Below are 26,164 nucleotides of genomic sequence, written 5' to 3'. Positions count from 1 at the left end.
GTCGTGCGAACCGAGAACGAGGAACTGACCTACGCCCAGTATCTGCGGCTGGACCTGCTGCTGTCCGCGCAGCGCCCGCGCACCGATCCGGAACTGCATGATGAGCTGCTGTTCATCGTGCAGCACCACACATCCGAGCTGTGGTTCAAGCTGATCATCCACGAACTGCGCTGGGCGTGCGCGAAGCTGCGGTGCGATGATCTGCGTGCCGCGCTCAAGGCGATCGCGCGGGTCAAACACGTGCAGCGCCAGCTGTTCGAGCAGTGGGCCGTGCTGGAAACCCTGACCCCGGACGAATTCATCGCGTTCCGTCACGTACTCAAGCAGTCCTCGGGGTTCCAGTCGGCCCAGTACCGGGTGGTGGAGTTCATGCTGGGCAACAAGAACGCCGAACTGCTCGCCACGTTCGCCAAGACTGCGGGCGGGGAGGACCCGGATGGGCAGGCGATGCTGCGCACCGCGCTGGAGGAACCGAGCCTCTACGACGAGTTCCTGCGCTACCTGGCCCGGGCCGGCCACCCGGTTCCCGCCGAGGTGCTGGAGCGGGATGTGCGCGCCCCGCACACCGAGAACGCCGAGATCACCGCGCTGTTCGCCGGGATCTACCGCGGCCCGCATGAACACTGGCAGCTGTGGGAGACCTGCGAGGAACTGGTGGATCTGGAGGAGTCCTTCCAGCTGTGGCGGTTCCGGCACATGAAGGCGGTGGAACGGATCATCGGAAGCAACCAGGGCACCGGCGGTTCCTCGGGGGTGGAGTTCCTGCGCGCCGCGCTCGATTCCCGGTTCTTCCCGGAAATCCTGGCTGTGCGAACGGAGCTGGCGCACTCGTGATGACCCGGGAACAGGCGCTCGAGGCCGATCGCGCGGACGAACTGGGCCGGTTCCGGGAACGTTTCCTCCCGGTCGAGGACGATCGGGTGATCGCCTATCTGGACGGGAACTCGCTCGGCAGGCCACCGCGTGAAGTCTGGGAACGGTTGCGGGAACTGGTGTTCACCCAGTGGGGTACGCGGATGATCCGGTCCTGGAGCGATGGCTGGCTGGAACTGCCGCAGGTTCTCGGCGACCTGATCGCGGAATCCTGCCTCGGCGCCAGGAACGGGCAGACGATCCTCGCCGACTCCACGAGCGTGTGCCTGTACAAGGTGCTGCGCGGGGCGCTCGCGCTGCGGCCCGGGCGCACCGAGATCGTCACCGACGCCGACAACTTCCCGACCGATCGCTATCTGGTGGACGCGGTCGCCGCCGAACTCGGCCTGACCGTGCGCTGTGTCGAGCCCGAGCGGAACGGCGGAGTGACCGTGGAGCTGCTGCGCGAGGTGGTGAGCGAGCGGACCGCGCTGGTCACCCTCTCGCACGTCGCCTACCGTTCCGCCTATATCGCGGACATGGCCGGGATCAACGAATTCGTGCACGCGGCGGGTGCGTTCACCGTGTGGGACCTGTGCCACAGCGTCGGCGCGATCCCGGTCCGGCTCGAGGAGAGCGGCACCGATTTCGCCGTCGGATGCACCTACAAGTTCCTCAATTCCGGGCCGGGCGCGCCCGGCTTCCTCTACGCCCGCGCCGGGCTGCTCCAGGAGTTCACCCAGCCGATCACCGGATGGTTCGGCGCCGCGGATGTGTTCGCGATGGCGCGGGATTACCGTCCGGCGCCCGGGATCCGCCGAGCGCTGTCCGGGACCCCCGCGGTGCTCGCGCTCGCCGGGGTCGCCGCAGGGGCCGGGCTCACCGCGGAAGCGGGCATCGAAGCGATCAGGGCGAAATCGCTGGCGCTGACCGGGATGATCCTGGACGCTCAGCGGGAATGGTTGCGGCCCTTGGGTTTCCGGCTCGTCACCCCGGAGACGGACGCACTGCGCGGCGGGCACGTGACCCTGGAGCACGAGCGCGGGTCCGAGCTCGCGCAACGGTTCATCGAGCACGGGGTGATCGTGGATTTCCGGCATCCTGACGGAATCCGGCTCGGCCCCGCGCCGCTTTCCACCGGATTCGCCGAACTGTGGGACGGGCTGGCCCGGATCGGAGAGTTGACGTGACCAGGTTTCTCGAACTGGAGGGTTGCTTCAATTTCCGCGATCTCGGCGGCTATCGCACATCCGGCGGCGGCATCCTGGCCCAAGGGGTGCTCTACCGCTCCGATGGCCTGCACCGGCTCACCGCGCACGGGCGGGACGGGTTCGCCGCGCTCGGCATCCGGACGGTGCTCGATCTGCGGGCCGAGGACGAGACGCTGCGCAGGCCGTGGACCCCGCCGGAAAACTGGCGCGGGCGCCACCGCGTGCTGCCGCTGCGCCCGGAACCGCCGGTGTGGTCCGCGACCGAGCTCGAGCGCGCCGATCCGGCCTTCGCCGCCGAGCACTACCTCGACACCACGCGCACCGGGGCGGCCGCGCTGTGCGAGGCGTTCACCGAGCTCGCCGAACCGGAGCGGTTGCCCGCGGTGTTTCACTGCGCGGCGGGCAAGGACCGCACCGGCGTACTGGCCGCGCTGCTGCTCGCCGTTCTCGGCGTCTCCGCGGAGGTGATCGCGGCGGACTACGCGCTCAGCGAGCAGGCCACCGCCCGCTGGGTGGCCTCGCTCGCCGCGGGGAACGAGGACGACACCCCGCCCGCGTTCGCCGCGCTGCCGCCCGCCATGCTGCACGCGAAACACGAGACCATGCTCGTCTTCCTGCGCGGTATCACCGAACTCCACGGTTCGGTCACCGGATTCCTCACCGGTCTCGGTGTCCGCGAGGAAAACCTGGAACGGCTCAGGTCGGCACTGGTTCGCTGAGCCAGTTCGCGCCGAGCCGGGCCAGCTGCGCCCGCGGTTGCCCGAACAGCACCGCGGATCCGTGCGCCCGCTTGAAATAGTGGTGCGCCTCGTGCTCCGCGGTGATCGCGATCCCGCCGTGCAGCTGGATCATCTCCGCGGCGATCGCGGAGAACGCCTCGCTGCTCTGGATCCGTGCGATCGCCGCCCGCTCCGGACCGGGTTCCGCCGCGGCGGCGTAGCAGGCCGAGCGGGCCGCTTCGAGTTGCACGTGCGCGTCCGCGAGCCGGTGTTTGATCGCCTGGAAACTCCCGATCGGGCGGCCGAACTGCACCCGCTGCCCGCAATAGGCGACGGTCTGTTCGAGGCAGTGCGCCGCGGCCCCGAGCGATTCGGCGGCCAGCGCGAGGCAGGCCCGATCCCGCAGCGGTCCGAGCTCGGCGCCCAGTTCGCCGCCGATCCGGGTGGCGGGCACCCGGTCCACGGTCACCCTCGCCAGCGGCCGCCCGGGATCGAGCGTGGGCACCGCGCGCACATCCGCGCCCGCGCTGAGCTCGAACAGCCCGGTCCCGTCCCCGGTATCGGCGAGCGCGAGCAGGATGTGCGCCTCCGCGCCGTCCAGCACATAGTGCGCGGTTCCGGAAAGGCGCCCGTCCTCGACGCGTAGTGCGGGTGCCGCCCAGTCGCCCTCCACGCCGGTCCAGGCGAGCGCTGCCGTGGCCTCCCCGGAGGCGATGTCCGGCAGTAGACGGGCGCAGGCCGCCTCATCCCGGCTGGCGAGCAGGGCCTGACCGGCGAGCACCACCGAACCGAGCATCGGGCCGGGCGCGAGCACCCTGCCCAGCTCCTCGAGCACCACCTGGGTTTCGGCGATTCCCGCGCCGAAACCGCCGTATTCCTCGGGAATCTCCAGCGCGGCGACCCCGATCTCGGCGCACAGCCGCGGCCACGGATCCGGGTGACCGGCCGCGAGCAGGGCACGCACGCTCTCGGCGAGGGCACGCTGCTCGGTGGTCGGTTCGACCGCGTTGCTCGTCGAGATCATGGCGCCTCCCGTGTTCCGCTCAGCACCCGGTCCCGGTGGAAGGCATTCCCTCCCCAGGCCGCGCACAGCGCGCGGATCTTGGTCAGCCACAGGGAAAGCTCGTGCTCGCTGGTGTAGCCGATCGCGCCGTGCACCTGTAGTGCCGCCCGCCCCGCCCGGTCCGCTGCCCGCGCGCAGGCGCGTTTCGCGGCGGAGACCTCCCAGGACGACAGCGTGATCGCGGCGCCGTGCACCAGCGGGCGGGCCAGTTCGAGCCCGATGTGCGCCTCGGCCAGCTGATGTTTCACCGCCTGGAAGCTCCCGATCGGGCGGCCGAACTGGCTGCGTGCCTTGGCGTACTCGACCGCCATGCGCAGCGCACCCGTGCCGAGACCGAGCAACTGGGCGGCGCAGGCGAGCGCCCCGAGCTCGAAGGCGTGTGCCCCGGCCGCGCGCACCGCGGGCCCCTCCGCCCGCACACCTGCCTCGGGATCCACCTCGAACAGCCGCCGGGTCGGATCCACCGAGCCGAGGCTCGCGGCCGGGGTGCCGAAGCACAGTCGTTCGCCCTCCAGCACCGCGAGCACCGCGGCGAGGTCGGCGTCCAGGGCGTACGGGGTCAGCGGCAGCGAACGCACACTGGCCAGCACGGCCCCGGAAGCCAGCTCCGGCAACCACTTCGCGCAGTCGTCCACATCGGAGAGCCCGGTGAACAGTGTGGGTACGAAGGCGATGCTCTCCACGAGCGGCCCGGGCACCGCGTGTTCGCCGAGCACCCGGAACGCGGTGACCAGATCCATCGCCTCCGCGCCGAGGCCGCCGTGCTCCTCCGGGACGGCGAGCCCGGTGACCCCGAGTTCGGCCAGCCCGGACAGAATCGTGCGCCCCGGGGCGTGGTCCCCGGCCGCCCAGGCACGGGCGGCGTCCGGGACACGGGCCGCGTCGAGCAGGGCGGTGATGCTCTCGGCGAACTGTTCGCGTTCGGTTTCCAGTGTCAGTTTCATCGGTCACCCCGTGGCAGGCCGAGAATGCGTTCGGCGATCAGATCACGCTGGATTTCGTTGGTGCCCGCGTAGATCGGCCCGGCGAGGGAGAACAGGTACCCGTCCAGCCAGGGATCGCGGCACTCGGCGAACGGGCCGCGCAGTTCCAGTGCCGTCTCGTGCATCGCGATGTCCAGCTCGGACCAGAACACCTTGTTCACGCTCGATTCCGCGCCGAGCGAGCCACCGTCGGCGAGCCTGCTCGCGGTCTCGAAGGTGGAGAGCTGATAGGCGCGGGCCCCGATCACCGCATCGGCGACCGCGTCCGCGGCATCCGCCGGTTCGCCGCCCTCGCCCCAGAATTCGCGCAGCCGCCGCGCGGTCGCCAGGTAGCGGCCGGGGCTGCGCAGCGAGAGTCCGCGCTCGTTGCTGGCGGTGCTCATCGCGACCCGCCAGCCACCGCCGGGTTCGCCGAGCACATCCGCATCGGGCACGAACACCCGGTCGAAGAAGATCTCCGCGAAACCCGGTTCCCCGTCCAGCTGGGGGATCGGGCGTACCGTGACCCCCTCGGCGCGCAGGTCGAAGAGGAAATAGGTGAGACCGCGATGGCGCACCGCGTCCGGATCGGTACGGAACAGACCGAAGCCCCGGTCGGCGAACGCGGCCCGGGAACTCCAGGTCTTCTGCCCGGACAGCAGCCAGCCGCCCTCGGTCCGTTCGGCGCTGGCGCGCAGCGCGGCCAGGTCACTTCCCGCCTCCGGCTCGGACCAGGCCTGTGCCCAGATCTGGTCCCCGTTCGCCATGCCCGGCAGGATGCGCGCGCACTGCTCCTCGGTGCCGTGCGTGAACAGGGTCGGGGCGAGCAGGAAGATCCCGTTCTGGCTCACCCTGCCCGGGGCGCCTGCCGCGTAGTACTCCTCCTCGAAGATCAGCCAGTGCAGCAGCCCCGCGTCCCGGCCCCCGTACTCGCGCGGCCAGGAGACCACCGAGAGCCGCTGCTCGGCGAGCTGGTGTTCCCAGGCCCGGTGCTGCTCGAAACCCTCCACGGTGTCCATCGAGGACAGTGTGGGTGCGTTGTCCCGCAACCAATCGGCGACCTCGGTACGGAACGCGCGGGCTTCCTCGTCGAATTCCAGATCCACGCTAGGCCCCGCCTTCCCGCATGGAGCGGGCATCCTGGCCGCCGAGCGAGTCCGTGGATGTCTCCGCGTTGTGCGCGTGCGCGAGATGGTGCAGCCCGAAGGCCGCGTCCATCCCGGAGCGCATGCCCATCAGATCCTCGGCCTGGTTGACCGCTTTCTTGGCCAGCGCGAGACCGAACCTGGGCATCGTGGCGATCTGTTCGGCCGTCTCGAACACCCGCTCCTCGAGTTCGGCGCGCGGCACCACCTTGGACAGCATGCCGAGCTCATAGGCGCGGTTCGCGTCGAAGCGCTGCCCGGTGAACAGTGCCTCCTTCGCGCCCCTCGGCCCGAGCACCCAGGGGTGGGCGAAGTACTCGACCCCGGGAATTCCCATGCGCAGCACCGGATCGGCGAAGAAGGCATCCTCGCTCGCGATGATCAGATCGCACACCCAGGCCAGCATCAGCCCGCCCGCGATGCAGGCGCCCTGCACCATCGCGATGGTCGGCTTCGGCAGTTCCCGCCAGCGGCGGCACATACCCAGGTAGACCTCCATCTCCCGCGCGAAGCGATTGTCCCCGCCGCTCGCTCCGACGTGATCCCACCACTGCACCGCGCGCCGTTCGAAGCTCTGGTCCACATCCCGGCCGGGGGTGCCGATATCGTGGCCCGCCGAGAAATGCTTGCCGGAACCGGCGAGCACGATCACTCCGACCTCGTCGTCGTTCACCGCGCGGGTGAACGCGTCGTCGAGCGCGTAGGTCATCGCGGAATTCTGGGCATTGCGGTATTCGGGACGGTTCATCGTCACCACCGCGATGCGCCCGCGCCGCTCGTAGCTGACCACCTCTTCAGCCATGTTGTTATTTCTCCTCTGTGTTTTGCGGACTCGTCCCTGTGGGCCACCCACACCCGGGCAGCGCACCCGGTCGGCTCCATGACCGCGGGAAACGATCAGGATCGGTCATTACGCCTCCTTCCGCAGAACCCGTTTGAGTACCTTGCCCGCGGCGTTGCGCGGCAGCGTCGCGGTGAACTCGACCGCGCGGGGGACTTTGTAGTTCGCCAGCCGGGTGCGGCAGAACTCGATCACTTCCGGTTCGGTGAGCACGCTGCCCTCCTCGGTGACCAGATAGGCCTTGCCGACCTGACCGAGCCGTTCGTCGGGCACCCCGATCACCGCCACATCGCGCACTCCGGAAAGGCCATGCAGCTCGTGCTCGATCTCGGCGGGGTAGACGTTGAATCCGCCGCAGATGTACATGTCCTTGAGCCGGTCGGTGATCCGCACGTTCCCGTTCTCGTCGAGCACCCCGACATCCCCGGTGTGCAGCCAGCCGTCCGCATCGATCGCATTCGCCGTGGCGATCGGATCGTCCAGGTAGCCGAGCATCACATTGGGGCCGCGCAAGCAGATCTCTCCGTTCGCGGCGATACGCAGTTCGAAGTCCGCGGTGACCCGGCCCGCGCTGTGCGCCACGGTCTCGATGTCGTCCTCGGGGGAGCACAGGGTCGCCACGACCGCCTCGGTGAGCCCGTATCCGGTAAGCACATCGCGGAACCCGAGCTCGGTACGCATCCGCTCGATCAGCGGCACCGGCACGGTCGCGGCCCCGGTCACGGCCAGCCGCAGGGTGTTCCCGCTCGGCCGGCGCGGACGGTCCAGCAGCGACTGGTACACCGTCGGCGCTCCAGGCAGCACGGTGATCCCCTCGGACTCCACCAGGTCCAGGGTGCGCCCGGGCTCGAAGACCGCCTGGGGCACAAGGCAGGCGCCGTACAGCAGGCAGGCGAGGATGCCCGCCTTGTAGCCGAAGCTGTGGAAGAAGGGGTTGATCGCCAGGTAGCGATCGCCCTCGCGCAGCCCGGTGCGCGCACCCCAGGCCTGCGCGACCCCGATCGCCTGCCGGTGCGCGCTCATCGCCCCCTTGCTGCGCCCGGAAGTCCCGGAAGTGAACAGGATGTCGGAAAGATCATCGCCCGTGACGGGGATATCCACCGGCCGCGCGGGAAGCTCCCGCCATTCGCGCACACCCGGTTCGGTGGCGTCCTGCCTGTCACCAGCCTCGGTTTCCACCGGAATGCGCAGCACCGTCTCGGGCAGCTGGACATCGGCCTCGGCCGCGCTGGAGCGCAGCGCGGCCAGCCGGTCGGTGTCCAGGAACGTGCCCGCGATCACCAGCGCCCGCGCCTGGCTGCGGCGCACCACATCGAGCATCTCCGGTCCGGTGAACCGGGTGTTGACCGGGACGAGCACCCCGCCCGCGTACTGCGCGCCGAGCGCGGCGACCACCCAGTGCCAGGTGTTCGGGGCGCACAGCGCGATCCGGTCACCTGCCCGGATACCCTGCTCGGCGAAGAATCCGGCGAGCATGCGCACCTGCTCGTGCAGTTCGGTGAACGACAGCCGGGTCTCCCCGTCGACGATCGCCTCACCCGCGCCGAACCGCTCGGCAGCCGAGGCGACCGCTTGCGGTGTCGTCTGGATCGGCACGTTCCACTCCTTACCTAGCAAGTGCTTGGTAGGCTACGCTAGCTTTCGTCCGTTGGCCAGATGTCCGCCGCGATGGAGGTTCCGGTGACCGCAGACCCCGATCTCGCCGGGTTCCGGCAGCAGGTCCGTGCCTGGCTCGAGGAGAACCTGCGCGGCCGGTTCGCCGAGCTGCGCGGCCTCGGTGGGCCGGGAAGCGAACACGAGGCGTTCGAACTCCGCCTGGAATGGGAACGACATCTCGCCGCGGCGGGCTGGACCTGTCTCGGCTGGCCCGCCGAACATGGTGGGCGCGGGGCGAGCCTCGCTGAGCAGGTGGTCTTCCACGAGGAGTACGCCGCCGCGAATGCCCCCGCCGGGGTGAACCACTTCGGGGAGCAGCTGCTCGGCCCGACCCTGATCGCCTACGGCACCCCCGAACAGCAGCAGCGGTTCCTGCCGAAGATCCGGGCGATCGAGGAGCTGTGGTGCCAGGGTTATTCGGAACCGGGCGCCGGATCCGATCTCGCCTCGGTGCGCACCACCGCGCGCCTCGAGGATGGCGAGTGGGTGATCGACGGGCAGAAGATCTGGACCTCGCTGGCGCATCTGTCCGACTGGTGTTTCGTGCTCGCCCGCACCGAACCGGGTTCGAAACGGCACGCCGGCCTGAGTTATCTGCTCGTGCCGATGAACCAGGAAGGCGTGACCGTCCGCCCGATCGAACAGCTCACCGGGACCAGCGAGTTCAACGAGGTGTACTTCGACGGCGCGCGCACATCCGCGGATCTCGTCGTCGGTGAACCAGGCCAGGGCTGGCGGGTCGCGATGGGCACGCTCACCTTCGAACGCGGCGTTTCCACCCTCGGCCAGCAGGTGCGGTTCCGCAGGGAATGGGAAGGTGTGCGCGCACAGGCGGCGGCGAGCGGGATGCTGACGGATCCCGGGTTCGCCGAGGAACTCAGCCGCTCCCGGCTCGAGCTGGAGGTGATGCGCGAACACGCGCTGCGCACCCTCGGCATGTCCGAGAAGGACGGGGGAGCGGGGCAGGCCTCGGTCGCGAAACTGTTGTGGGCCAACTGGCATCGCCGCCTCGGTGAACTCGCCATGCGCGCGGAGGGCGCCGCGGGACTGACCGCCGACGGCGGCCTGGACCAGTGGCAGCGGCTGTACCTGTTCAGCAGGGCGGACACCATCTACGGCGGCTCCAACGAGATACAGCGCAACATCATCGCCGAGCGGGTGCTCGGCCTACCGAAAGAGGCGCGATGACGGACATGCTCACCGGCAAAGTGGTCGTGATCACCGCGGCCGCGGGGACCGGGATCGGCTCGGCGGCGGCACGGCGCTGTCTCGAAGAGGGCGCGCGCGTGGTACTCAGCGACCGGCACGAGCGCCGGCTCGGCGAGACCCGCGATGAGCTCGCCGCCGACTATCCCGGTTCGGTGTTCGCCACCCCGTGCGATGTGTCCTCGACCGAATCGGTGGAGGATCTGATGTCCTTCGCGGCCGGGCAGTGCGGGCGCATCGACGTGCTGATCAACAACGCCGGGCTCGGGGACACCTGCTCGGTACTCGAGATGACCGACGAATCCTGGGCCAAGGTGCTGGATGTGACGCTGAACGGCACCTTCCGCGCCACCCGCGCCGCGCTGCGCAGAATGGTCGAGCAGGGCAGCGGGGCGGTGGTGAACAATGCCTCGGTGATCGGCTGGCGCGCGCAGCCCGGCCAAGCGCATTACGCGGCGGCCAAAGCGGGGGTGATGGCACTGACCCGGTGCGCGGCCATGGATGTCGCCGAACACGGCATCCGGGTGAACGCGGTCGCGCCGAGCCTGGTCATGCATCCCTTCCTGGAGAAGGTGACCACCGGCGAGCTGCTCGAAGAACTGACCGCGAAGGAGGCGTTCGGGCGTTCGGCCCGTCCCGAGGAGGTAGCGAACGTGATGGTGTTCCTGGCGAGCGAATATGCTTCCTATCTGACCGGCGAGGTCATTTCGGCGAGCAGCCAGCATCCGTGAACGGGCAGGGGAGAAACGATGAGCGAGGCAGCGTCACATGAATAAGGGAAAACAGCGTAAGGATTCGGGCTCCTCGGTGCGCAGGGCGGAATTGCTCAGCCTCGCCGCGAGACTGTTCGCCGAACGCGGTTTCCGTTCGACGACGGTGCGCGATATCGCGGACGAGGCGGGTATTCTCTCGGGTAGCCTATATCACCATTTCGACTCCAAGGAATCGATGGTCGACGAGATACTCACCGATTTCCTGGACGAGCTTTTCGGTAACTATTCCGAGATCATGCGCACCCACACCGATCCACGCGAGGCGCTGGAGGCGTTCGTGCTCGTCTCGTTCGAAGCGATCGAACGGCGGCCATCGGATGTGGCGATCTACCAGAACGAATCCGCGCACCTCGCCCAGTTCGAACGGTTTTCCTATCTCACGAAACGCAATGCCGAATTCCGCGGGTACTGGACCGATATGCTCAACAAGGGGGCCGCGGACGGGGTCTTCCGCGATGACCTCGACATCGAGCTCACCTACCGGTTCATCAGGGACACGGTGTGGCTCGCGGTGCGCTGGTACCGCCCGGACGGGGCACTGACCGCGGGCGCGATCGCCAAGGAATACCTGGCCATTCTGATCGACGGAATCGGGGTCGGGGACCGGAAACCCCTCACCAAGGAGGCGTAATGACCGAGGCTTACATCATCGACGCGGTCCGCACCCCGGTCGGGCGCAAGGGCGGGGCACTCTCCGGAGTGCACTCCGCCGACCTCGGGGCGCACGTGCTCGCTGCCCTGCTGGCGCGCACCGATGTCGACCCGGCGACCGTGGACGACGTGATCTTCGGCTGCGTGGACACGCTCGGCCCGCAGGCCGGGAACATCGCGCGGACCGCGTGGCTCGCCGCGGGATTCCCCGAATACGTGCCCGGAGTCACCGTGGACCGGCAGTGCGGCTCTTCGCAGCAGGCGGTGCAGTTCGCCGCGCAGGCCGTGCTTTCCGGAACCGCCGACGCGGTGATCGCGGGCGGAGTGCAGAACATGAGCGCGATCCCCATCGCCTCGGCCATGACCGTCGGCGAACAGTTCGGCTTCCCGACCCCGTTCGAAGGTTCCACCGGCTGGGAGAAGCGCTACGGCGACGTCGAGGTCTCCCAGTTCAACGCGGCCGAACTGATCGCCGAATACTGGGAGATCTCCCGCGAATCCATGGAACTGTTCGCTTTGGACAGTCATACCAAGGCCCTGGACGCCATGCGGGACGGGCGTTTCGAGGCCGAAATCGCGCCCTACGGCGAACTGCGCGCCGACGAAGGACCGCGCGCGGACACCAGCCTGGAGAAGATGTCCGGGCTCAAACCATTGCGCGAAGGCGGGCGGATGACCGCCGCGCTGGCCAGCCAGATCTCCGACGGAGCGAGCGCCGCGCTCGTGTGCTCGCCCCGCTACGTCGAACAGCACGAGCTCCGGCCCAAGGCACGGGTGCACCACGTCTCGGCACGCGGCGCCGACCCCGTCTACATGCTCACCGGCCCGATCCCGGCCACCAAACACGCACTCGAGCGCACCGGTCTTTCCGTCGCCGACATCGACGTGTTCGAGGTGAACGAAGCCTTCGCCAGCGTCGTGCTCGCCTGGCTCACCGAAACCGGCGCCGACCCCGCACGGGTCAACCGCAACGGCGGGGCGATCGCGCTCGGCCACCCCATCGGCGCCAGCGGCACCAAACTGCTCGCCACCATGCTGCACGAACTCGAACGCGTACAGGGCCGGTACGGGCTGCAGGTGATGTGTGAAGGTGGCGGACAAGCCAACGTCACCATCATCGAACGGCTTTGATCGGAGTTGCGAGCTGTTTAGGCCGTTGAAAAGACAGCGCCGCTTGGGAAAGTGAGGTTGGTCCGTTCGGGCGATTCTGGCGAAGTCGTCCGAACGGGACCCGTTTCGCTGGTAGTCATAGACCCCATGAACACTGGGGATATCGGCACTGCGTTGTCGAATAGTGAAATGCTCGCCGGGCTCGGCGAACGGTTCACCGAGCTGCGGCGTGCCGAGGCCGAAGTCCTGGATCTTGTTGCGCGCCTTGCCAAACACGGTGCGCCGGTCGAATTCGGCTACGGCGTTCCACGGCGTCGATGGTGGAGGACCTGCTGCGGATCAGCCGCGCGGAAGCACGCAGGATGGCCGACCGTGCGCGAGTGTTGTTCGGTGCGCTCGGAATCACACCCTGATCCACCACACCGAATGGGAAGTCCGCATCCCCCACGGAAAACCGGAATTCACCCCACTCGAATACCGGCGATCCGGGTCCGGCCTCAGAACAAGTCGACGACCTCGTGCCCCGCGAGGAAACAGAAACAGCACGCCTGCCGCGGCGAGCACCGCATTGGACAGCCAGCCACTACGAAACTTCTCCGGCACCAGCCGGGAATTCAGCAGCCACAGCAAGGTGATCGCCAGGAACGGCATGAACAGCGCGCCGAACACGCCGTAGGCGATCACGATCGCGAACGGCTTGTCGAACAGCAGCAGCACGATCGGCGGAAAGGTCAGCCACAACAGGTAACCGCGGAACGGGATACTGCGCCGGATTTGTTCCACATCGGTGCTCGCCGTGGCTTCTCCGCTCCGGCGTCCGAGCCCGCGCCCACGCACGAAATCCGCGAACATCAGGCTGACCCCGTTCCACACCCCCAGCACCGAGGAGAAGGAGACCGCGAAGAAGCCGAGGAGGAAGACCGTGGCGATCACCGGCCCATAGCGCTGCGCGAGCACCGTGTCCAGCTGGAGCAGACCCTTGTCCCCACTGGACAGCGCGATGTTCGCGGAGTACAGCAGCTCCACTCCGACCACGAGCATGGCGATCACGAAGATGCCCGTGGTGAGGTAGGCGACCGTGTTGTCGACGCGCATCACGCGCAGCCAGCGCACGTCCCGCCAGCCCTTCGCGTTCACCCAGTACCCGCAGGTGGCCATGGTGATCGTGCCACCGACCCCGCCGATCAGGCCGAGGGTGTACACGACCGAACCACTCGGCAACGTCGGCAGCAGACCGGAGAGCAGGCCGGGAATGTGGGGCAGGGTGAGCATGGCGAGTCCGACGACGGTGACCACCGTGACCCCGGTGAGCACCGCGATGATCTTCTCGAACACGCCGTAGCGGCCGAACCAGACCACCACCAGACCGAGAATCCCGGCCCCGATCGCCCACCAGATGAGCTCCCCGCCGAACAACGCGGCCAGCGGCAGGGCGACCGCCGACATCGCCGTCGCGCCGTAGACGAATCCCCAGACGACGATGTACGGCCCGAAATACCAGCTCGTCCAACGGCCGAGAGACCGCCAGCCCGAGTACATGGTCTCCCCGGTGGCCAGATGCCAACGCCCGACCGCCTCGGCGAGCCCGATCTTCACCAGGCAGCCGATGACCGCCGCCCACAGCAGCGTGTAGCCGAACCGGCTGCCCGCGATCAGGGTCGCGACGAGATATCCCGCGCCGACCCCGGTCGCGGCGACCACGATGCCCGGTCCGATCAGCCGCCACCGGGGCTGTTCGGCTGCACCGGCCGTCTGTTCCGAGGGCTCCGACAGCTCTGTCATGCGGAATCCATGTCATTCCGGAATTCCCGAAACAAGCGATGTGATCGTTTTGTGATAAATAGGCACTGAGCGACTTTTGGTGTATTCGGTTTCGCGTGAGCCTTGACGCCCATCGCCGTGCCGCCGAGGATGAAGCATGCGAACGGTACGGACCGTGATCGTGTTCGACGCTGCCGAGCTCCACACCGAAAGCACGTTCTGGGCCGCTGTTCTCGGTGGCTATGTTCTCCAGGACGAAACCTGGCACAGTGTCATCGACGCCGATGGGGAGTGGCGGATCGGTGTACAGCTGGTTCCGGACCATGTTCCGCCCCGCTGGCCGGACGGTGAGCCCCAGCAGATCCATCTCGACCTGCACGTCGAGGATCCGCGCGCCGCACACGAGGAAGTGATCGCACGGGGAGCCACTCTGCTGCGGTCCGCACCCGATCCGGAAAGTGCGCAGGGACACCAGGTCTACGCCGACCCTGCCGGGCATCCGTTCTGCATCGGCTGGGGCCATCCGAGCAGGGAACAACTCACCGCCTTCCTGGACGGGCGGCAGCGAACGAAGTGACCGATCAGCGCTGTGGGTACCGTTTCAGCTTTGACACCGTCGCAGTGCCGCGCTCGCCTGCTCGACGATGCCCTCGATGAGCTCCGCGCAGCTGGGCAGGTCACCGAGCATGCCGACGACCTGGCCGGCGGCGAACACACCGGTATCGGTGTGTCCCTCGACGAGTCCGGAACGCAGCAGCATCGGGGTGTTCGCGGCCATCAGCACCTGGGCCGCGGTCATGTCCCCACCGCGGCGCATGGCGAGCCCTTCGCGCAGCAGCTGGTTCCACCCGAGGCCGGTGAGTTTACGGAACCGGATGGCGTTGCGGGCGGCGAGCAGGAAGCCGCGCAGTCGCCCGGACCGTTCGAGTGCGGTGACGAATTCGGTGGCGAGCACCCGGTGCGGCATACCGTCGACCCGCCTGGTCACGACGGTGTCGCCGAGGCCGCGCGCGAGGTAGAGCTGTTTGACGGACTCGGGCACGGTGCTCTCGGCGGTGAGCAGGAACCGGGTGCCCATGGCGATCCCGGCGGCCCCGTAGGCGAGCGCCGCGGCGAGCCCGCGCCCGTCGAAGAATCCACCCGCGGCGATCACCGGGATGTCCACCGCGTCGAGCACGGAGGGCAGCAGCAGGGTGGTGGCCACGCCTCCGGTGTGCCCGCCGCCTTCGCCGCCCTGTACGACGACCGCGTGCGCGCCCCAGTCGGCGACCTTCTTGGCGTGCCGGGCCGCGCCGATCGAGGGGATCACCACGACCCCGGCATCGGAGAGGCGCTGGATCATCTCCTTGCGCGGGGCCAGCGCGAAGGAGGCGACCTTCACGCCCTGTTCGATCAGCAGATCGACCCGGCGATCGGCGTCCACGGCGTCCGCGCGCAGGTTCACCCCGAACGGTTTGCTCGTCCGGGATGTGACCTCGGCGATCGCCTTGGCGAGCTCCTCGTAGTTCATGGTGGCCGAGGCGAGGATGCCGAGCCCGCCCGCCTCCGAGCTGGCCGAGACCAGTCGTGGCCCGGCGACCCAGCCCATCCCGGTCTGCACCACCGGATGCTCGATGCCGATCAGCTCGGTGAGGGCGGTCTTCATGCGCGGACCTCGCGGTCGCGGAGGTTCTTCGGGTCCAGCCGGGTGCGGATGAGCTCCAGCGCCTCCTGGCCCGGTTCCGGTGTGGTGTGGAATTCCCCGATGTGCAAGGGGAATCCGGTCGCCTCGGTGATCTCCTCGAGTTCGACGCCGGGGTGCGCGGAGACCAGCCGCATCCGGTGTTGTGGCCCGTCGAAGTCGAACACGCCGAGGTTGCTCACCACGCGGTACACGTCGTGGAACCGGCCCGCGCTGCCGGTGGCACGGTCGTAGCCGACTCCGGCGACCACGTCGACCGCCTCGACGAAACTGCGCGGGCTGTGCTTGGGCACCCAATAGCTGGTGCGGTGGTTGACGGTGTTTCCCGGTGACCCGCGGACCCCGAGCAGCTGGCGATCCGGCCTGCTGTGCTCGCCGATCGCGGAGATGTTCTGGTTGCCGTACTGGTCCACCTGGTTCGCGCCCATGACCACGTGCCTGCGCCCGTGCGCGAGCAGTTCGAACACCCTGCGGAACGGCAGCCAGCCCTCGCGCGCGGGTTCGGACTGTTCACCGAGCACCGGGACCTCGGCGAGCAGCCCGGCCTCGCCGTCGGTGAGCAGCAGGTCTGGTTCGAAGGTCAGCTTGGCCAGCCGCGCCCCGATCAGCGCCACCGTGCTCATCGGGCTGACCAGGATCTCCCCGTCGCCACGGAACAGTTCGGCGCAGGCGCCGACACAGATCTCGGCCCTGCTCACCGTGGTCTTCGCCGCGGTCATGAGAGCGCCTCTTTGTCGAGCATCGTAGTGAGCGCCAGCGAATGAGGAGCGCAGGGAAAGGGCGATCGGGGTAGCACGGTCATGACACCTCCTGCACGACGGCCTGGTAATCCTGTTCGCTTCCCGAGACCAGCCGGGAGAGCAGCCCGTTCTGCGGGGCATCGGCATAGGCGCGCTGGAATTTCTCGTCCCGCCCGTAGTCCGGGGCGCAGCTGGTGAAATGCGCGCCACGCGGGATCTCCACGACCCCGTCGACCATGGTCCGGTTGCACAGCAAGGTCTGCGGCGCTCCTTCGGCGAGTTCCGCGGTGGACACCAGCCGCTCGCAGGAGACGAAGCGCTTCTTCGCGGCGAGACAGAACAGGTCGTCGAAGTAGGGATCCGGGCCCAGGTAGCGGGCGTTGCCGTGCTTGTCCGCCCGATTCAGGTGCACCAGTGCGACATCCAGTTCGAGGGCGGGTACCGCGAGCAGTTCCTCGCCGTCACCGTAGGGGGAGCGCACGGTGCGCAGCGCGGGATCGTTGCGCGGCACATCGGAACCGAGCCCGGCGCGGATCGGCAGGAACGGCAGGCGCTGCGCGGCGGCCTGTAATCCCGCGTAGAACATGCCCTCGTCCCATTCGCGTACCGCGAGCCCCTCCTGTTCACGCGCCTTGCGGAACAGCGGGTCATAGGGGATGGAATCGAGCGTGACGAACCCGAAGACCAGTTCGCGCACCTTGCCCGCGGCGCAGAGCAGGCCCACATCCGGTCCGCCGTAGGAGACCACCCGCAGATTCTTGACCGGCGACCGCAGGATGGCGCGCACCAGGGCCATCGGTTTGCGCCGCGAGCCCCAGCCGCCGATGCCGAGGGTCATCCCGTCGCGCAGTTCGGCGGCCACCTCCTCGGCCGTGCATTGCTTGTCCCGCACTGCTTTTCAGCCTCCGTTCCGGTCCACAAAGGACTGTCGTGCCTCGTCGGAGACACCGGTCAGGTTCAGTTCGAAGGTGAACCCCTGTTCGAAGCGGTAGTCCCGGTGCACCCGCGCGTGGTCGATGCCGTTGAGCGCTTCTTTGGCCATCCGGATCGTGCGGTTGTCCTTCTCCGCGATCTCCCCGGCGAGCGCGAGCGCCTTCTCGTCCAGTTCGGCGCGCTCGCACATCTCGAACACCGAGCCATAGCGGTGCAGGGTGTCCGCGCCGACCGTGCGCCCGGTGTAGAACAGCCCGCGCATCAGGTGCTGGGGCACCAGCCGGGACAGGTGGGTCGCCGCACCGAGCGCGCCCCGGTCCACCTCGGGAAGGCCGAAGCTCGCATCGTCCGCGGCCACGATCACATCCGCGTTGCCGACCAGGCCGATCCCGCCGCCGAGGCAGAACCCGCCGACCGCGGCGACCACCGGAACCGGGCAGTCGTAGACCGCCCCGAAGGCGGCGGCGCAGCCGCGGTTCGCCCCGATCAGCGCGGCGTAGCCGGAGTCACGCTGGATCTCCTTGATGTCCACGCCCGCGCAGAAGCCTCTGCCCTCCGCGCGCAGCACGACGGCGTGGGTCCGCTCGTCCTTGCCCGCCTCGGTCAGTGCCTCGGCCAGTTCGAACCAGCCCCCGGCGGGGAGCGCGTTGACCGGCGGGAATTCGATACTCACGACCGTGACGGCCGCTTCGGTTCGTTCGCTCGTGATGCCCATTCGACCTCATCGGTTCTCAACCTAGCGATTGCTTGGTAACTTAGCAGGCGTTCCGGTCTCGCGACAGCCCCGAGGAGGGTTCGTTGACTCTGAACCTCGATCTCACCGGTTCGGTCGTCCTGGTCACCGGCGGCGTCCGCGGTGTCGGCCGCGGCATCACCCGCGCCTTCCGTGCCGCCGGGGCGACCGTGGTGACCTGCGCACGCCGTGCCCCGGAAGAGCAGCCGCCCGATGTGGAGTTCCACAGCTGCGATGTGCGCGATCCGGAACAGGCGAAGGGACTCATCGACACCGTGCGCGAGCGGCACGGGCGACTCGATGTGCTGGTCAACAACGCGGGCGGGGCACCCTATGCGCTCGCCGCGGAGGCCTCGCCGAAGTTCCACGGCAAGATCGTGGAGTTGAACCTGCTCGCCCCGCTGCAGCTGGCGCAGTACGCCGCGGCAGTGATGCGTGAGCAGGACGGCGGCGGCTCGATCCTGATGATCGCCAGCGTCAGCGGCACCCGTCCCTCCCCTGGTACCGCGGCCTACGGGGCGGCCAAGGCCGGAGTGGACAGCCTCGCGGGCAGCCTCGCCGTGGAATGGGCGCCGAAGGTGCGGGTGAACGCGATCGATGTGGGCCTGGTGCGCACCGAGCAGTCCCGGCTGCACTACGGCGGGGAGGACGGGATCGCCGCGGTCGGGCGCACCGTTCCGCTCGGCAGGCTCGCCGATCCCGATGAGGTCGGCAACTGCGCGGTGTTCCTCGCCTCTCCACTGGCCTCCTATGTGACCGGGGCCAGGCTACTCGTGCACGGCGGCGGCGAGGTGCCCGCTTTCCTCGCCGCGAGCACGGTCAACCAGAAAGAGAGTGAATAGATGAGTGAATTGTGTTCCGGGCGCACCGTGATCGTCACCGGGGCCGGGCGCGGTATCGGCAGGGCACACGCGCTCGCCTTCGCCGCCGCCGGGGCGCGCGTGGTGGTCAACGACATCGGGGTCGCCCTGGACGGCAGCGCGAGCTCGGAAGGGCCCGCGCAGCAGGTCGTCGAGGAGATCACCGCCGCGGGCGGAACCGCGATCGCCGACACCGGTGACGTGGCGAGCTGGGAGGGCGCACAGTCCATCGTGGACACCGCGATCCGGGAATTCGGCGGGCTCGACGTACTGGTCAACAACGCCGGATTCCTCCGGGACCGGATGCTGGTCAACACATCCGAGCAGGAATGGGACGCCGTCATCCGGGTGCACCTCAAAGGGCACTTCGCGATGCTGCGGCACGCGGGGGCGCACTGGCGGGAGCGCGCGAAAGCGGGGGAACAGCTCGCCGCGCGGGTGATCAACACCAGTTCCGGGGCCGGGCTGCTCGGCAGCGTCGGACAGGGCAACTACTCCGCGGCCAAGGCCGGGATCGCCGGGCTGACCTTGGTGGCCGCCGCCGAGCTGGGCCGCTACGGCGTGACGGTGAACGCGATCGCGCCCGCGGCCCGCACCAGGATGACCGAGCAGGCCTTCGCCGAGCAGATGGCCGAGCGCGCCGGATTCGACGCCATGGCACCGGAAAACGTCTCACCGCTGGTCGTCTGGCTCGGCAGCACCGAATCCGAGGGGGTCACCGGCCGGGTATTCGAAGTGGAGGGTGGCACGATCGCGCTTGCCCAGGCATGGCGGCACGGTCCCAAGGCAGAGAAGGACGCGCGCTGGGCACCGGAGGAACTCGGACCGGTGGTGACGGGCCTGCTCGCCGAGGCACCCGAACCGGAACCGGTCTACGGGGCCTGAACGCTGTCCGGCCCGGGATCGATGCGGAGTTCGTCCGCCCCTTGCTCGAACGTGCGCGGCGCCGGCGCGGGGTCAGCGGGAAACAGATCGAGAGCTGGCTTTCCTGGTACCAGGCGATCGCGAGCGGCGTCCGGGACACGGTGACCGATGTGGTGCCGCGGCTGACCGGCCACCTCGGTCGGCGCGATCGACTGGCGGCCGGTGCCGGACACCGCCTGATGAACCGAATCGGCCAGGATCAGCCCGCCGGTTGCTGCTTCCCGCCCGCCGCGGGCGTTCCGGTCTCGGCGAGCCCGGCCAGCGACGGTGGGAGCGGTTCCTGATGCAGGACGCCGAGGCGCTGGGTGGCGCGGGTGAGGGCGACGTAGAGTTCGGCCGCGCCGCGCGGGCCCTCGGCGAGGATGCGCATCGGTTCCACGACGAGAACCGCGTCGAATTCCAGGCCCTTGGTCTCCGCCGGTGTCACCGTGCCCGGCACATCCGGTGGTCCGATCACCACGCTGGTTCCCGGGCGGCCGGATTCCTCGCGGGTGAATTCCGCGATGGCGGGGGACAGTTCCGTCTCGCCGACCTGCCGGGACCAGGGCCGCACCCCGGATGCGCGGACCGACTCGGGTGGCTGGATCCCGGGGGCGAACTCCGCGAGCAGTCCGGCGGCGACGGTCATGATCTCCGCGGGAGTCCGGTAATTGACCGAAAGCGGGCGATGGACCCAGCGGCCGGGCACGTAGGGATCGAGCATCGAGCCCCATGAGCTCGCTCCGGCCGCCGAGCGGCGTTGCGCGAGATCGCCGACCACGGTGAAGGACCGGCTCGGGCACCGCCGCATCAGCACCCGCCAGTCCATTTCGGACAGTTCCTGGGCCTCGTCGACCACCACGTGCCGGTAGGTCCAGTTCCGGTCCGCGGCCGCGCGTTCGGCGAGCTCGCGGGTATCGGTCTCCACGAAGCGGTCGGCGAGATCATCGGCCTGGATCAGGTTCTCCGCGGCCAGCCCGATGTCCTCGTCCATTTCCTCGCTGTCCAGCTTGAGGATGTCGAGCACCCCGGCGGCGTATTCGGCCTCGGCCTGCCGTTCCCGCGCCGCGGCCCGGTCGGCCTCCCGTGCGGCCGTCCTGTCCGTGCCGAGCAGGTCGACCAGTTCGTCGAGCAGTGGTATGTCCGAGACCGTCCATGCCTCGCCATCGGCCCGCCACAGCGCCCGGTCGGCCCCCGCGGCACGCAGCCGCTCCGGGCTGGAGAACAGTCCGGCCAGCAGTGTTTCCGGGGTCAGTATCGGCCAGAGCTGATCGATCGCGGCGTGGAACTCCTCCTGCTCGGCGAGTTCGCCGAGCAGATCCGCCCGCATGTTTTCCCAGGCTTCACCGTCGGAACGGGTCAGCCAGTCGCGGCCGATCCTGGCGATGGCCCGCTCGGTGAGCACATACGTGACGATCTCGGTGAACACCTCCCGGGCCTCGTTGTGCGGCAGCCCGCTCGCGCGAGCCTCCTGCCTGGCCCACTCCGCGGTCTCGGCATCGATCCGCACCGTGACATCGGAGAGCCCGATCGATATCGGGTGCTCCGGCAGGCATTGCCGGTCGGCGATCGCCGCCGCGAGCACCTCCGTGATCGCCAGGGAACCCTTCATCCGGGCGGTTTCCGGGACGTCCTCCGCGGTCACCCGCAGGCCGGGGACGAGACCGCCGGGAGTCGTGAACACCACCTCGGACTCGCCGAGCGCGGGCAGCACCCGGCCGATGTGCTCCAGGAAGGCCGGGGTGGGCCCGACCACGAGCACACCATGGCGTTCGATCCGCTCCCGGTGGGTATAGAGCAGATACGCGACGCGGTGCAGCGCCACCACGGTCTTCCCGGTTCCCGGGCCGCCCTCGATCACCAGCACCCCGGGGTGATCGAGGCGGATGATCGCGTCCTGTTCGGCCTGGATCGTCGCCACGATGTCGCGCATCCCGCTTCCGCGCGGCGCATTGATCGCGGCGAGCAGTGCCGCGTCCCCATGCTCCTGCCCGTCGGGACGGCCGAGCGTTTCGTCGGTGAACTCGACCACGCGCCGCCCATGGGTGTGGAACTGGCGGCGCCTGCGCATGTTCTCCGGATTCGCGGCGGTGGCGGTGTAGAAGGCCCGCGCCGCGGGTGCCCGCCAGTCCAGCAGTCTCGGTTCGTAGGAGTTCTCCTCGTCGAACAGGCCGATCCGGCCGATGTAGGAACGCTCGCCCGATACATTGTCCAACCGGCCGAAACACAGCCCGCTGTCCGCCACGTTCAGCCGCTTCGCCTCCGTGGCCAGCGCGCGCAACTCCACGTCCCGTTCCATGGGTGTCTCACCGTTTCCACGCAAGGTGTTGTCGTATTTCCCCCGTACCCGTGCGCGCTCCGCGTCGAGCCGGGTGTAGAGCTCGGCGACATAGCTTCGTTCGGACCGCAGTTCGTCTTCGTACCCTCGAGTTGACACAGGCCCCTCATACCGTCTACACTGGAATTAGAATCGGCGGGTAGTCCAAGTTTTTGGATGACACGCCGACTTTTTATTGTCCGCCACGTGTCAAGTTCGGCAGCGACTCAAGTTCGGCAACGGCAAAGCTGCCCGGCGCGCTCGGCACCGGGCAGCGTACGGTTCCGGTACCGCTAGCCCATCATTCCGGCGAACCGTTCGTCCACCGCGGCCTCGGCGAGCCCGAAATCGCCGAGCGTGTACCGGTGTGCTGGTTTCGCCTTGCCGCTCACCGATTCGGCGTGGGTGCGCCGCATGGCCGCGCTGGCTTCCTCGGTGAGCTCGATCCCGAAATGCCGGTACACGGATTCCGCTGTACCGACCGGATCGGCGATGAAATCGGCGTAGTCCACGTCGTAGAACCGGCTCTGGTCATAACGCGCGCACGCGGCCCGGCAGCGTTCGAGTCCGGTGGCCCACAGCTCGAGCTGGTCACGGCCGACGGTTTCCGGATCGAAGGCCTCGGACCATTCGGAGCTCGCCTGCACCGCGAGGCTGCACGCCGAGGCGATCGCGGTGCGCGGATCCCGGTGTGTCTGCACGATCAGCGCGTCCGGGTACACCGCGAGCAGTGCGTCGATCGCGAACAGGTGGCTCGGATTCTTGAGCACCCACCGTTTTCCGGGGTCGTTGCCGCCGATCAGTTCCAGATTGCGCCGGTGCCTGCGATAGGCCGGGGTCCAGTCCTGTTCACGCAGCCAGGCCGAGTAGCCGGGAATGTGTGCCAGGCATTCGTAGGAGACCGACATGATCGACTGGCGCAGCAGCCGCCAGCATTCCTCGACCGCGTCCGCGGAAATGTAGTGCACGCCCATGAATTCGGGATGCTCGATGTGGTGCCGGGAGTACCCTTCCTGGATCCCGGCGAACACCGGGTCGTTCTCCCATTCGGCGCGCGGTGGGCGGGGCTGCGGGACCTCGGTCAGCCACAGTTCCAGCCCCTGGTGCGCGGGATCCACGGTGAGCAGCCGGTGCAGCGCGGTCGTCCCGCTGCGCGGCAGGCCGGTGACGAAGATCGGGCGGTGCACCGGCTGGGTGGCCGCGCCGCGGGCCAGCGCCGCCTCGCTCAGTGCCCGCGCGACGAGTCCCCCGCGCAGTTCGGCGCGTTTCACCCGCCTGCCGAACGGGGTCAGCCGCGCCTGGCTGTGATAGGAGTCGAGCAGGACCTCGAGCGCCTCGTGGTGCTCGGTGCCGCCGAAGTCCTCGAGCCCGGTGATCTTGGTGGCCGAGGCGTGCAGGTCCTCGACGGTGCCGACGTTCTCCCGTTCCGCCATGAAGGCTCCTCCTGTGTTGTGTTTCCGCAGCGGCGGAGCCGCGTGTTATCCGCCGGTGGCTTGCGTCGCTACCCGCACCGTCGCGCAAGCCTGACACGGCGGTTCCTAGTGATGCATCTCGCCGCAGTTGACATCCAGGCACTGTCCGGTGATCGCGTTCGCCAGCTCCGAGGCGAGGAACACGGCGGCGTTCGCGACCGCATCGGGTTCGGGCAGCCTGCGCAGATCGGCGAGTTCGGCGTACTCCTTGTAGATGTCCTCGGCGCTGAGCCCGCGCTGTTCGCCGAGATAGCCGAAGTACCATTTCGCGCGCTCGTCCCAGATCCGGCCGGGCGCCACGCTGTTGACCCGCACCCCGCGCGGGCCCAGTTCGGTGGCCAGTGTCTGGGAGAGTGACATGAGCGCGGATTTGGTGAGCCGGTAGCCGCCGAGCTTGTCCTCCTGGCGGCGCACGATCATCGAGTTGATCATCACGATGTTGCCGCCCGATTCGACGAGCGCGGGAACGCACAGCCGGGTCAGCCGCAGGGTCGCGAACAGGGTGACGTCGATCGCCGCGCGCAGTCCTTCGATGTCCACCTCATCGAAGGCGCCCATCGGCGGGAACCCGAAGGCGCTGTTGATCAGGCAGTCCAGTCTACCGAACTCGGAGAGCGCGGCCTCGGCGAGATGTTCGGTGGCGGACTGGTCGGCGATATCGGTGGGCACCGAGAGCGCCCGCCGCCCGGTGGCGCGCACCTGCTCGGCCACGCTGTCCAATGTGGACTCGGTACGCGCGGCGAGCACCACGTCCGCGCCGTTCTCCGCGCACCGCACCGCGAGCGAGCGGCCGAGTCCCGGGCCGACACCGGATACCAGGACGACCTTGTCCCGCAACATCATCCGAACCTCCTCCGGGCGATCGCCGCCCTGCGTGCTTCGAGCGTCCGCGCGCGCTGCTCACTCGTGATCCGCGCATGCTGGTAGTAGGGCAGCCGTTCGGGGAGTTCGGCGAGGTCGACGAGCTCGGTGCGCGGGCCGTCGGCCTCGGTGAGCTCGCGATCCAGGCGCTGCCAGCGGATCTGCAGATAGCCGCGCTCATGCCCGGTGCAGGCCAGCCAGTTCGCCACCCCGGGATCGCGCTCGCTGACCACGAAGCGGAGCATCCCGTCGGGATCGGCGCGCGCCTGCTCGGCGGTGAGGCTGGTCTGCGCGTTCAGGTAGTCGGTGGAGATGTACCAGAGGGAGCCGAGCTGGAAACCCTGGTACGGTGCCCCGGATTTGGGCACCTCGACGATCAGCGCCTTGTCCGCCGCCAGCTCGTAGTGCCCGACCGAGGAGAACTGGGTGGCCAGCCCACCGGGGGTGCGGCGCGGTGCGGTCATCTCGTTGGCCGCGCGGTCGTAGTAGAACCACTCCGGGAACTTCAGGAAGGTGCGCAGCTGGGTGACCAGGATCTTGCCCGCGGCGGCATAGCGTTTGGCCATCGAACGTTCGGAAAGCGCAGGGGGACCGGAGGTCCCGTTCGCTGCCCGGATGTCGAGCCGGCCGCGGACCTGGTTGTCCCAGTCGCTGTACACCTCGCGGATGATCAGGATCGCCGCGTTCTCCCCGAGCGGGAAACTGTTCGGCACACCCGGTTTCACTTTCGGTCCGAAGTGGACCTCGAAGCTGCCGTCCTCGGCGATCTCGAGTTGCCGGTCGTCGAACGCGGTGAGGCTGCCCGGAACTTTCGCCGGGGTGTAGTCCCCGCCGAGTACCTGGAAACTCAGATCCGCCGTGCTGCCACGTTTTCCGGTGACCACATAGTCGGTGTCCGGGCGGATGGTCGCACCGAAATAGAGCGTGTCCGGATTGTCGAGCCCGTACTTGGTGTCCGCGTCCGGCGCGGTGAGAAAGCGTGGCCGGTCCGGGTCGGTCGCCCAGGCCGTCTGCAGTGCCCGCTGGATGCTTCCCGCGAGATAGTCGTATCCTTCGAGCAGATCCTGTTCGGTGCGGATGTGCGGGGCTTCGGTGATGATCCGCTCCGCCTCCGCGACGGCCTCGGTGAACGGTTCCGCGACCACCGTATCTACCTCCCGCGTTCGATTACTGTTCCGGTTTCGCCCATTTGCTGGCGAGCAGCTGGAAATTCTCGTCGAGCGTGCGCATGCTTTCGAAGATCCGGGTGTACGCGGTGCGGCTGATCCACCAGCGCCCGTCCGCGTCCCGCCGATAGGTGTCCTCGTAGTAGGCGCCGCCCTCGATGAGCACCTTGTGTTCCGGGGCGAGCACGGTGTCCCGCAGCGACCAGGTCCCCCGTGCGGAATCGCCGTCCACAGTGATCTCGTGGTGCCCGCATATGTGCATGGTGATGATCTCGTTGTCCAGGCTCTCCCGCAGGAACTCGAGCACCGAGGCCCGGCCGTGCCGCTCGACCGGTTCCCCCAGCGCACTGGTGCCGTACTCGGCGACCGCGTCCTCGGTGAGCACCGATTCCAGCTCGGTCCACAACTTCAGATCGACACAGCGCAGATAGCGGTGCTTGACCGCCCGGACGGATTCGATGGCTTGGATCTGTTCCACGGCGGCGTCCATGGGCACGAGTCTGTCACGGTCATTGACCCGTGACAAGAACATGTTCTAGTTTTTGGGG

25 protein-coding genes are annotated in these 26,164 nt (G+C 68.6%); 10 read left to right on the top strand and 15 right to left on the bottom strand.

The window, feature by feature from the left end; all coding sequences use genetic code 11:
* Positions 1–3 precede the first annotated feature (3 nt).
* From A37U_RS54775 to A37U_RS0104850, 3 genes are read left to right on the top strand one after another with little or no spacing between them, the layout of a single operon-like run.
* Positions 4–834, top strand: coding sequence for a tryptophan 2,3-dioxygenase (locus A37U_RS54775; protein WP_020495493.1), 831 nt, complete (start codon positions 4–6; stop codon positions 832–834).
* The gene (locus A37U_RS0104855) at positions 834–2,042 is read left to right on the top strand and encodes a kynureninase (RefSeq protein ID WP_020495492.1); all 1,209 of its coding nucleotides are present in this window, start codon (positions 834–836) and stop codon (positions 2,040–2,042) included. Before A37U_RS54775 ends, A37U_RS0104855 begins: the two co-directional genes overlap by 1 nt.
* Positions 2,039–2,782 carry a tyrosine-protein phosphatase gene (locus tag A37U_RS0104850; protein ID WP_020495491.1) on the top strand — a complete coding sequence of 248 codons (744 nt, stop codon included), beginning with the start codon at positions 2,039–2,041 and terminating at the stop codon, positions 2,780–2,782. Before A37U_RS0104855 ends, A37U_RS0104850 begins: the two co-directional genes overlap by 4 nt.
* Here A37U_RS0104850 and A37U_RS0104845 read toward each other — a convergent pair.
* From A37U_RS0104845 to A37U_RS0104825, 5 genes are all read right to left on the bottom strand, one after another.
* A complete protein-coding gene (locus tag A37U_RS0104845) occupies positions 2,760–3,806 on the bottom strand; it encodes an acyl-CoA dehydrogenase family protein (protein WP_020495490.1) in 1,047 nt (348 codons plus the stop codon). The genes A37U_RS0104850 and A37U_RS0104845 overlap by 23 nt on opposite strands.
* Positions 3,803–4,789: an acyl-CoA dehydrogenase family protein gene (locus tag A37U_RS0104840; protein ID WP_020495489.1), complete on the bottom strand. Its 987-nt coding sequence runs from the start codon at positions 4,787–4,789 to the stop codon at positions 3,803–3,805. The genes A37U_RS0104845 and A37U_RS0104840 overlap by 4 nt, the downstream gene beginning before the upstream one ends.
* Entirely contained in the window at positions 4,786–5,913 is a 1,128-nt protein-coding gene (locus A37U_RS0104835; protein WP_020495488.1) for an acyl-CoA dehydrogenase family protein, read from the bottom strand. Before A37U_RS0104835 ends, A37U_RS0104840 begins: the two co-directional genes overlap by 4 nt.
* Before the next feature lies 1 nt (position 5,914).
* Entirely contained in the window at positions 5,915–6,754 is an 840-nt protein-coding gene (locus tag A37U_RS0104830) for an enoyl-CoA hydratase (RefSeq protein WP_020495487.1), read from the bottom strand.
* A gap of 108 nt (positions 6,755–6,862) precedes the next feature.
* Positions 6,863–8,389, bottom strand: a complete 1,527-nt coding sequence (locus A37U_RS0104825) for a FadD3 family acyl-CoA ligase (protein WP_020495486.1) — start codon at positions 8,387–8,389, stop codon at positions 6,863–6,865.
* A gap of 60 nt (positions 8,390–8,449) precedes the next feature.
* On the opposite strand from A37U_RS0104825, the gene A37U_RS0104820 reads away from it, so the two are divergent.
* From A37U_RS0104820 to A37U_RS0104805, 4 genes are read left to right on the top strand one after another with little or no spacing between them, the layout of a single operon-like run.
* Positions 8,450–9,637 (top strand): acyl-CoA dehydrogenase family protein, encoded by a 1,188-nt coding sequence (locus A37U_RS0104820; protein WP_020495485.1) that lies wholly within the window; start codon positions 8,450–8,452, stop codon positions 9,635–9,637.
* Positions 9,634–10,386 (top strand): SDR family oxidoreductase, encoded by a 753-nt coding sequence (locus tag A37U_RS0104815; RefSeq protein WP_020495484.1) that lies wholly within the window; start codon positions 9,634–9,636, stop codon positions 10,384–10,386. Before A37U_RS0104820 ends, A37U_RS0104815 begins: the two co-directional genes overlap by 4 nt.
* A 37-nt stretch (positions 10,387–10,423) precedes the next feature.
* Entirely contained in the window at positions 10,424–11,059 is a 636-nt protein-coding gene (locus A37U_RS0104810; protein ID WP_020495483.1) for a TetR/AcrR family transcriptional regulator, read from the top strand.
* Positions 11,059–12,210 (top strand): acetyl-CoA C-acetyltransferase, encoded by a 1,152-nt coding sequence (locus tag A37U_RS0104805; protein WP_020495482.1) that lies wholly within the window; start codon positions 11,059–11,061, stop codon positions 12,208–12,210. The genes A37U_RS0104810 and A37U_RS0104805 overlap by 1 nt, the downstream gene beginning before the upstream one ends.
* Positions 12,211–12,591: 381 nt before the next feature.
* Here the strand turns inward: A37U_RS0104805 and A37U_RS0104795 are convergent, their stop codons facing one another.
* The gene (locus tag A37U_RS0104795; protein WP_020495480.1) at positions 12,592–13,971 is read right to left on the bottom strand and encodes an Nramp family divalent metal transporter; all 1,380 of its coding nucleotides are present in this window, start codon (positions 13,969–13,971) and stop codon (positions 12,592–12,594) included.
* A 136-nt stretch (positions 13,972–14,107) separates the two neighbouring features.
* Here A37U_RS0104795 and A37U_RS0104790 point away from each other — a divergent pair, with 136 nt between their 5' ends.
* Entirely contained in the window at positions 14,108–14,527 is a 420-nt protein-coding gene (locus A37U_RS0104790) for a VOC family protein (RefSeq protein ID WP_020495479.1), read from the top strand.
* Positions 14,528–14,551: 24 nt separating this feature from the next.
* Here A37U_RS0104790 and A37U_RS0104785 read toward each other — a convergent pair whose 3' ends face one another.
* The 4 genes from A37U_RS0104785 to A37U_RS0104770 all read right to left on the bottom strand — a co-directional run bounded on the left by A37U_RS0104785 (position 14,552) and on the right by A37U_RS0104770 (position 18,019).
* Entirely contained in the window at positions 14,552–15,595 is a 1,044-nt protein-coding gene (locus A37U_RS0104785) for an NAD(P)H-dependent flavin oxidoreductase (RefSeq protein ID WP_020495478.1), read from the bottom strand.
* A complete protein-coding gene (locus A37U_RS0104780) occupies positions 15,592–16,350 on the bottom strand; it encodes a CoA-transferase subunit beta (RefSeq protein WP_020495477.1) in 759 nt (252 codons plus the stop codon). The genes A37U_RS0104785 and A37U_RS0104780 overlap by 4 nt, the downstream gene beginning before the upstream one ends.
* Before the next feature lie 79 nt (positions 16,351–16,429).
* Positions 16,430–17,263: a CoA transferase subunit A gene (locus A37U_RS0104775; RefSeq protein WP_020495476.1), complete on the bottom strand. Its 834-nt coding sequence runs from the start codon at positions 17,261–17,263 to the stop codon at positions 16,430–16,432.
* 6 nt (positions 17,264–17,269) lie between these two features.
* Positions 17,270–18,019, bottom strand: a complete 750-nt coding sequence (locus A37U_RS0104770) for an enoyl-CoA hydratase family protein (protein WP_020495475.1) — start codon at positions 18,017–18,019, stop codon at positions 17,270–17,272.
* An 83-nt stretch (positions 18,020–18,102) separates the two neighbouring features.
* Between A37U_RS0104770 and A37U_RS0104765 the strand changes: the two genes are divergently transcribed.
* Together A37U_RS0104765 and A37U_RS0104760 are read left to right on the top strand one after the other, a co-directional pair.
* Positions 18,103–18,879 (top strand): SDR family oxidoreductase, encoded by a 777-nt coding sequence (locus A37U_RS0104765; RefSeq protein WP_020495474.1) that lies wholly within the window; start codon positions 18,103–18,105, stop codon positions 18,877–18,879.
* A complete protein-coding gene (locus A37U_RS0104760; RefSeq protein WP_020495473.1) occupies positions 18,880–19,782 on the top strand; it encodes an SDR family oxidoreductase in 903 nt (300 codons plus the stop codon).
* Positions 19,783–20,020: 238 nt separating this feature from the next.
* On the opposite strand, the gene helR is transcribed toward A37U_RS0104760, so the two are convergent.
* From helR to A37U_RS0104730, 5 genes are all read right to left on the bottom strand, one after another.
* A complete protein-coding gene (gene helR, locus A37U_RS0104750; protein WP_020495471.1) occupies positions 20,021–22,237 on the bottom strand; it encodes an RNA polymerase recycling motor ATPase HelR in 2,217 nt (738 codons plus the stop codon).
* A gap of 173 nt (positions 22,238–22,410) precedes the next feature.
* Positions 22,411–23,550 carry a sulfotransferase family protein gene (locus tag A37U_RS0104745; RefSeq protein ID WP_020495470.1) on the bottom strand — a complete coding sequence of 380 codons (1,140 nt, stop codon included), beginning with the start codon at positions 23,548–23,550 and terminating at the stop codon, positions 22,411–22,413.
* Positions 23,551–23,655: 105 nt separating this feature from the next.
* Entirely contained in the window at positions 23,656–24,432 is a 777-nt protein-coding gene (locus tag A37U_RS0104740; protein WP_020495469.1) for an SDR family oxidoreductase, read from the bottom strand.
* Entirely contained in the window at positions 24,429–25,595 is a 1,167-nt protein-coding gene (locus A37U_RS0104735) for a hypothetical protein (RefSeq protein ID WP_020495468.1), read from the bottom strand. Before A37U_RS0104735 ends, A37U_RS0104740 begins: the two co-directional genes overlap by 4 nt.
* Before the next feature lie 22 nt (positions 25,596–25,617).
* The gene (locus A37U_RS0104730; RefSeq protein ID WP_020495467.1) at positions 25,618–26,106 is read right to left on the bottom strand and encodes a nuclear transport factor 2 family protein; all 489 of its coding nucleotides are present in this window, start codon (positions 26,104–26,106) and stop codon (positions 25,618–25,620) included.
* Positions 26,107–26,164 lie beyond the last annotated feature (58 nt).

It is taken from the genome of Sciscionella marina DSM 45152, assembly GCF_000379465.1.
Lineage (GTDB): Bacteria > Actinomycetota > Actinomycetes > Mycobacteriales > Pseudonocardiaceae > Sciscionella > Sciscionella marina.
The sequence above is the reverse complement of the archived record's forward strand: the minus strand, read 5'-3'. Positions and strand labels throughout refer to the sequence as shown.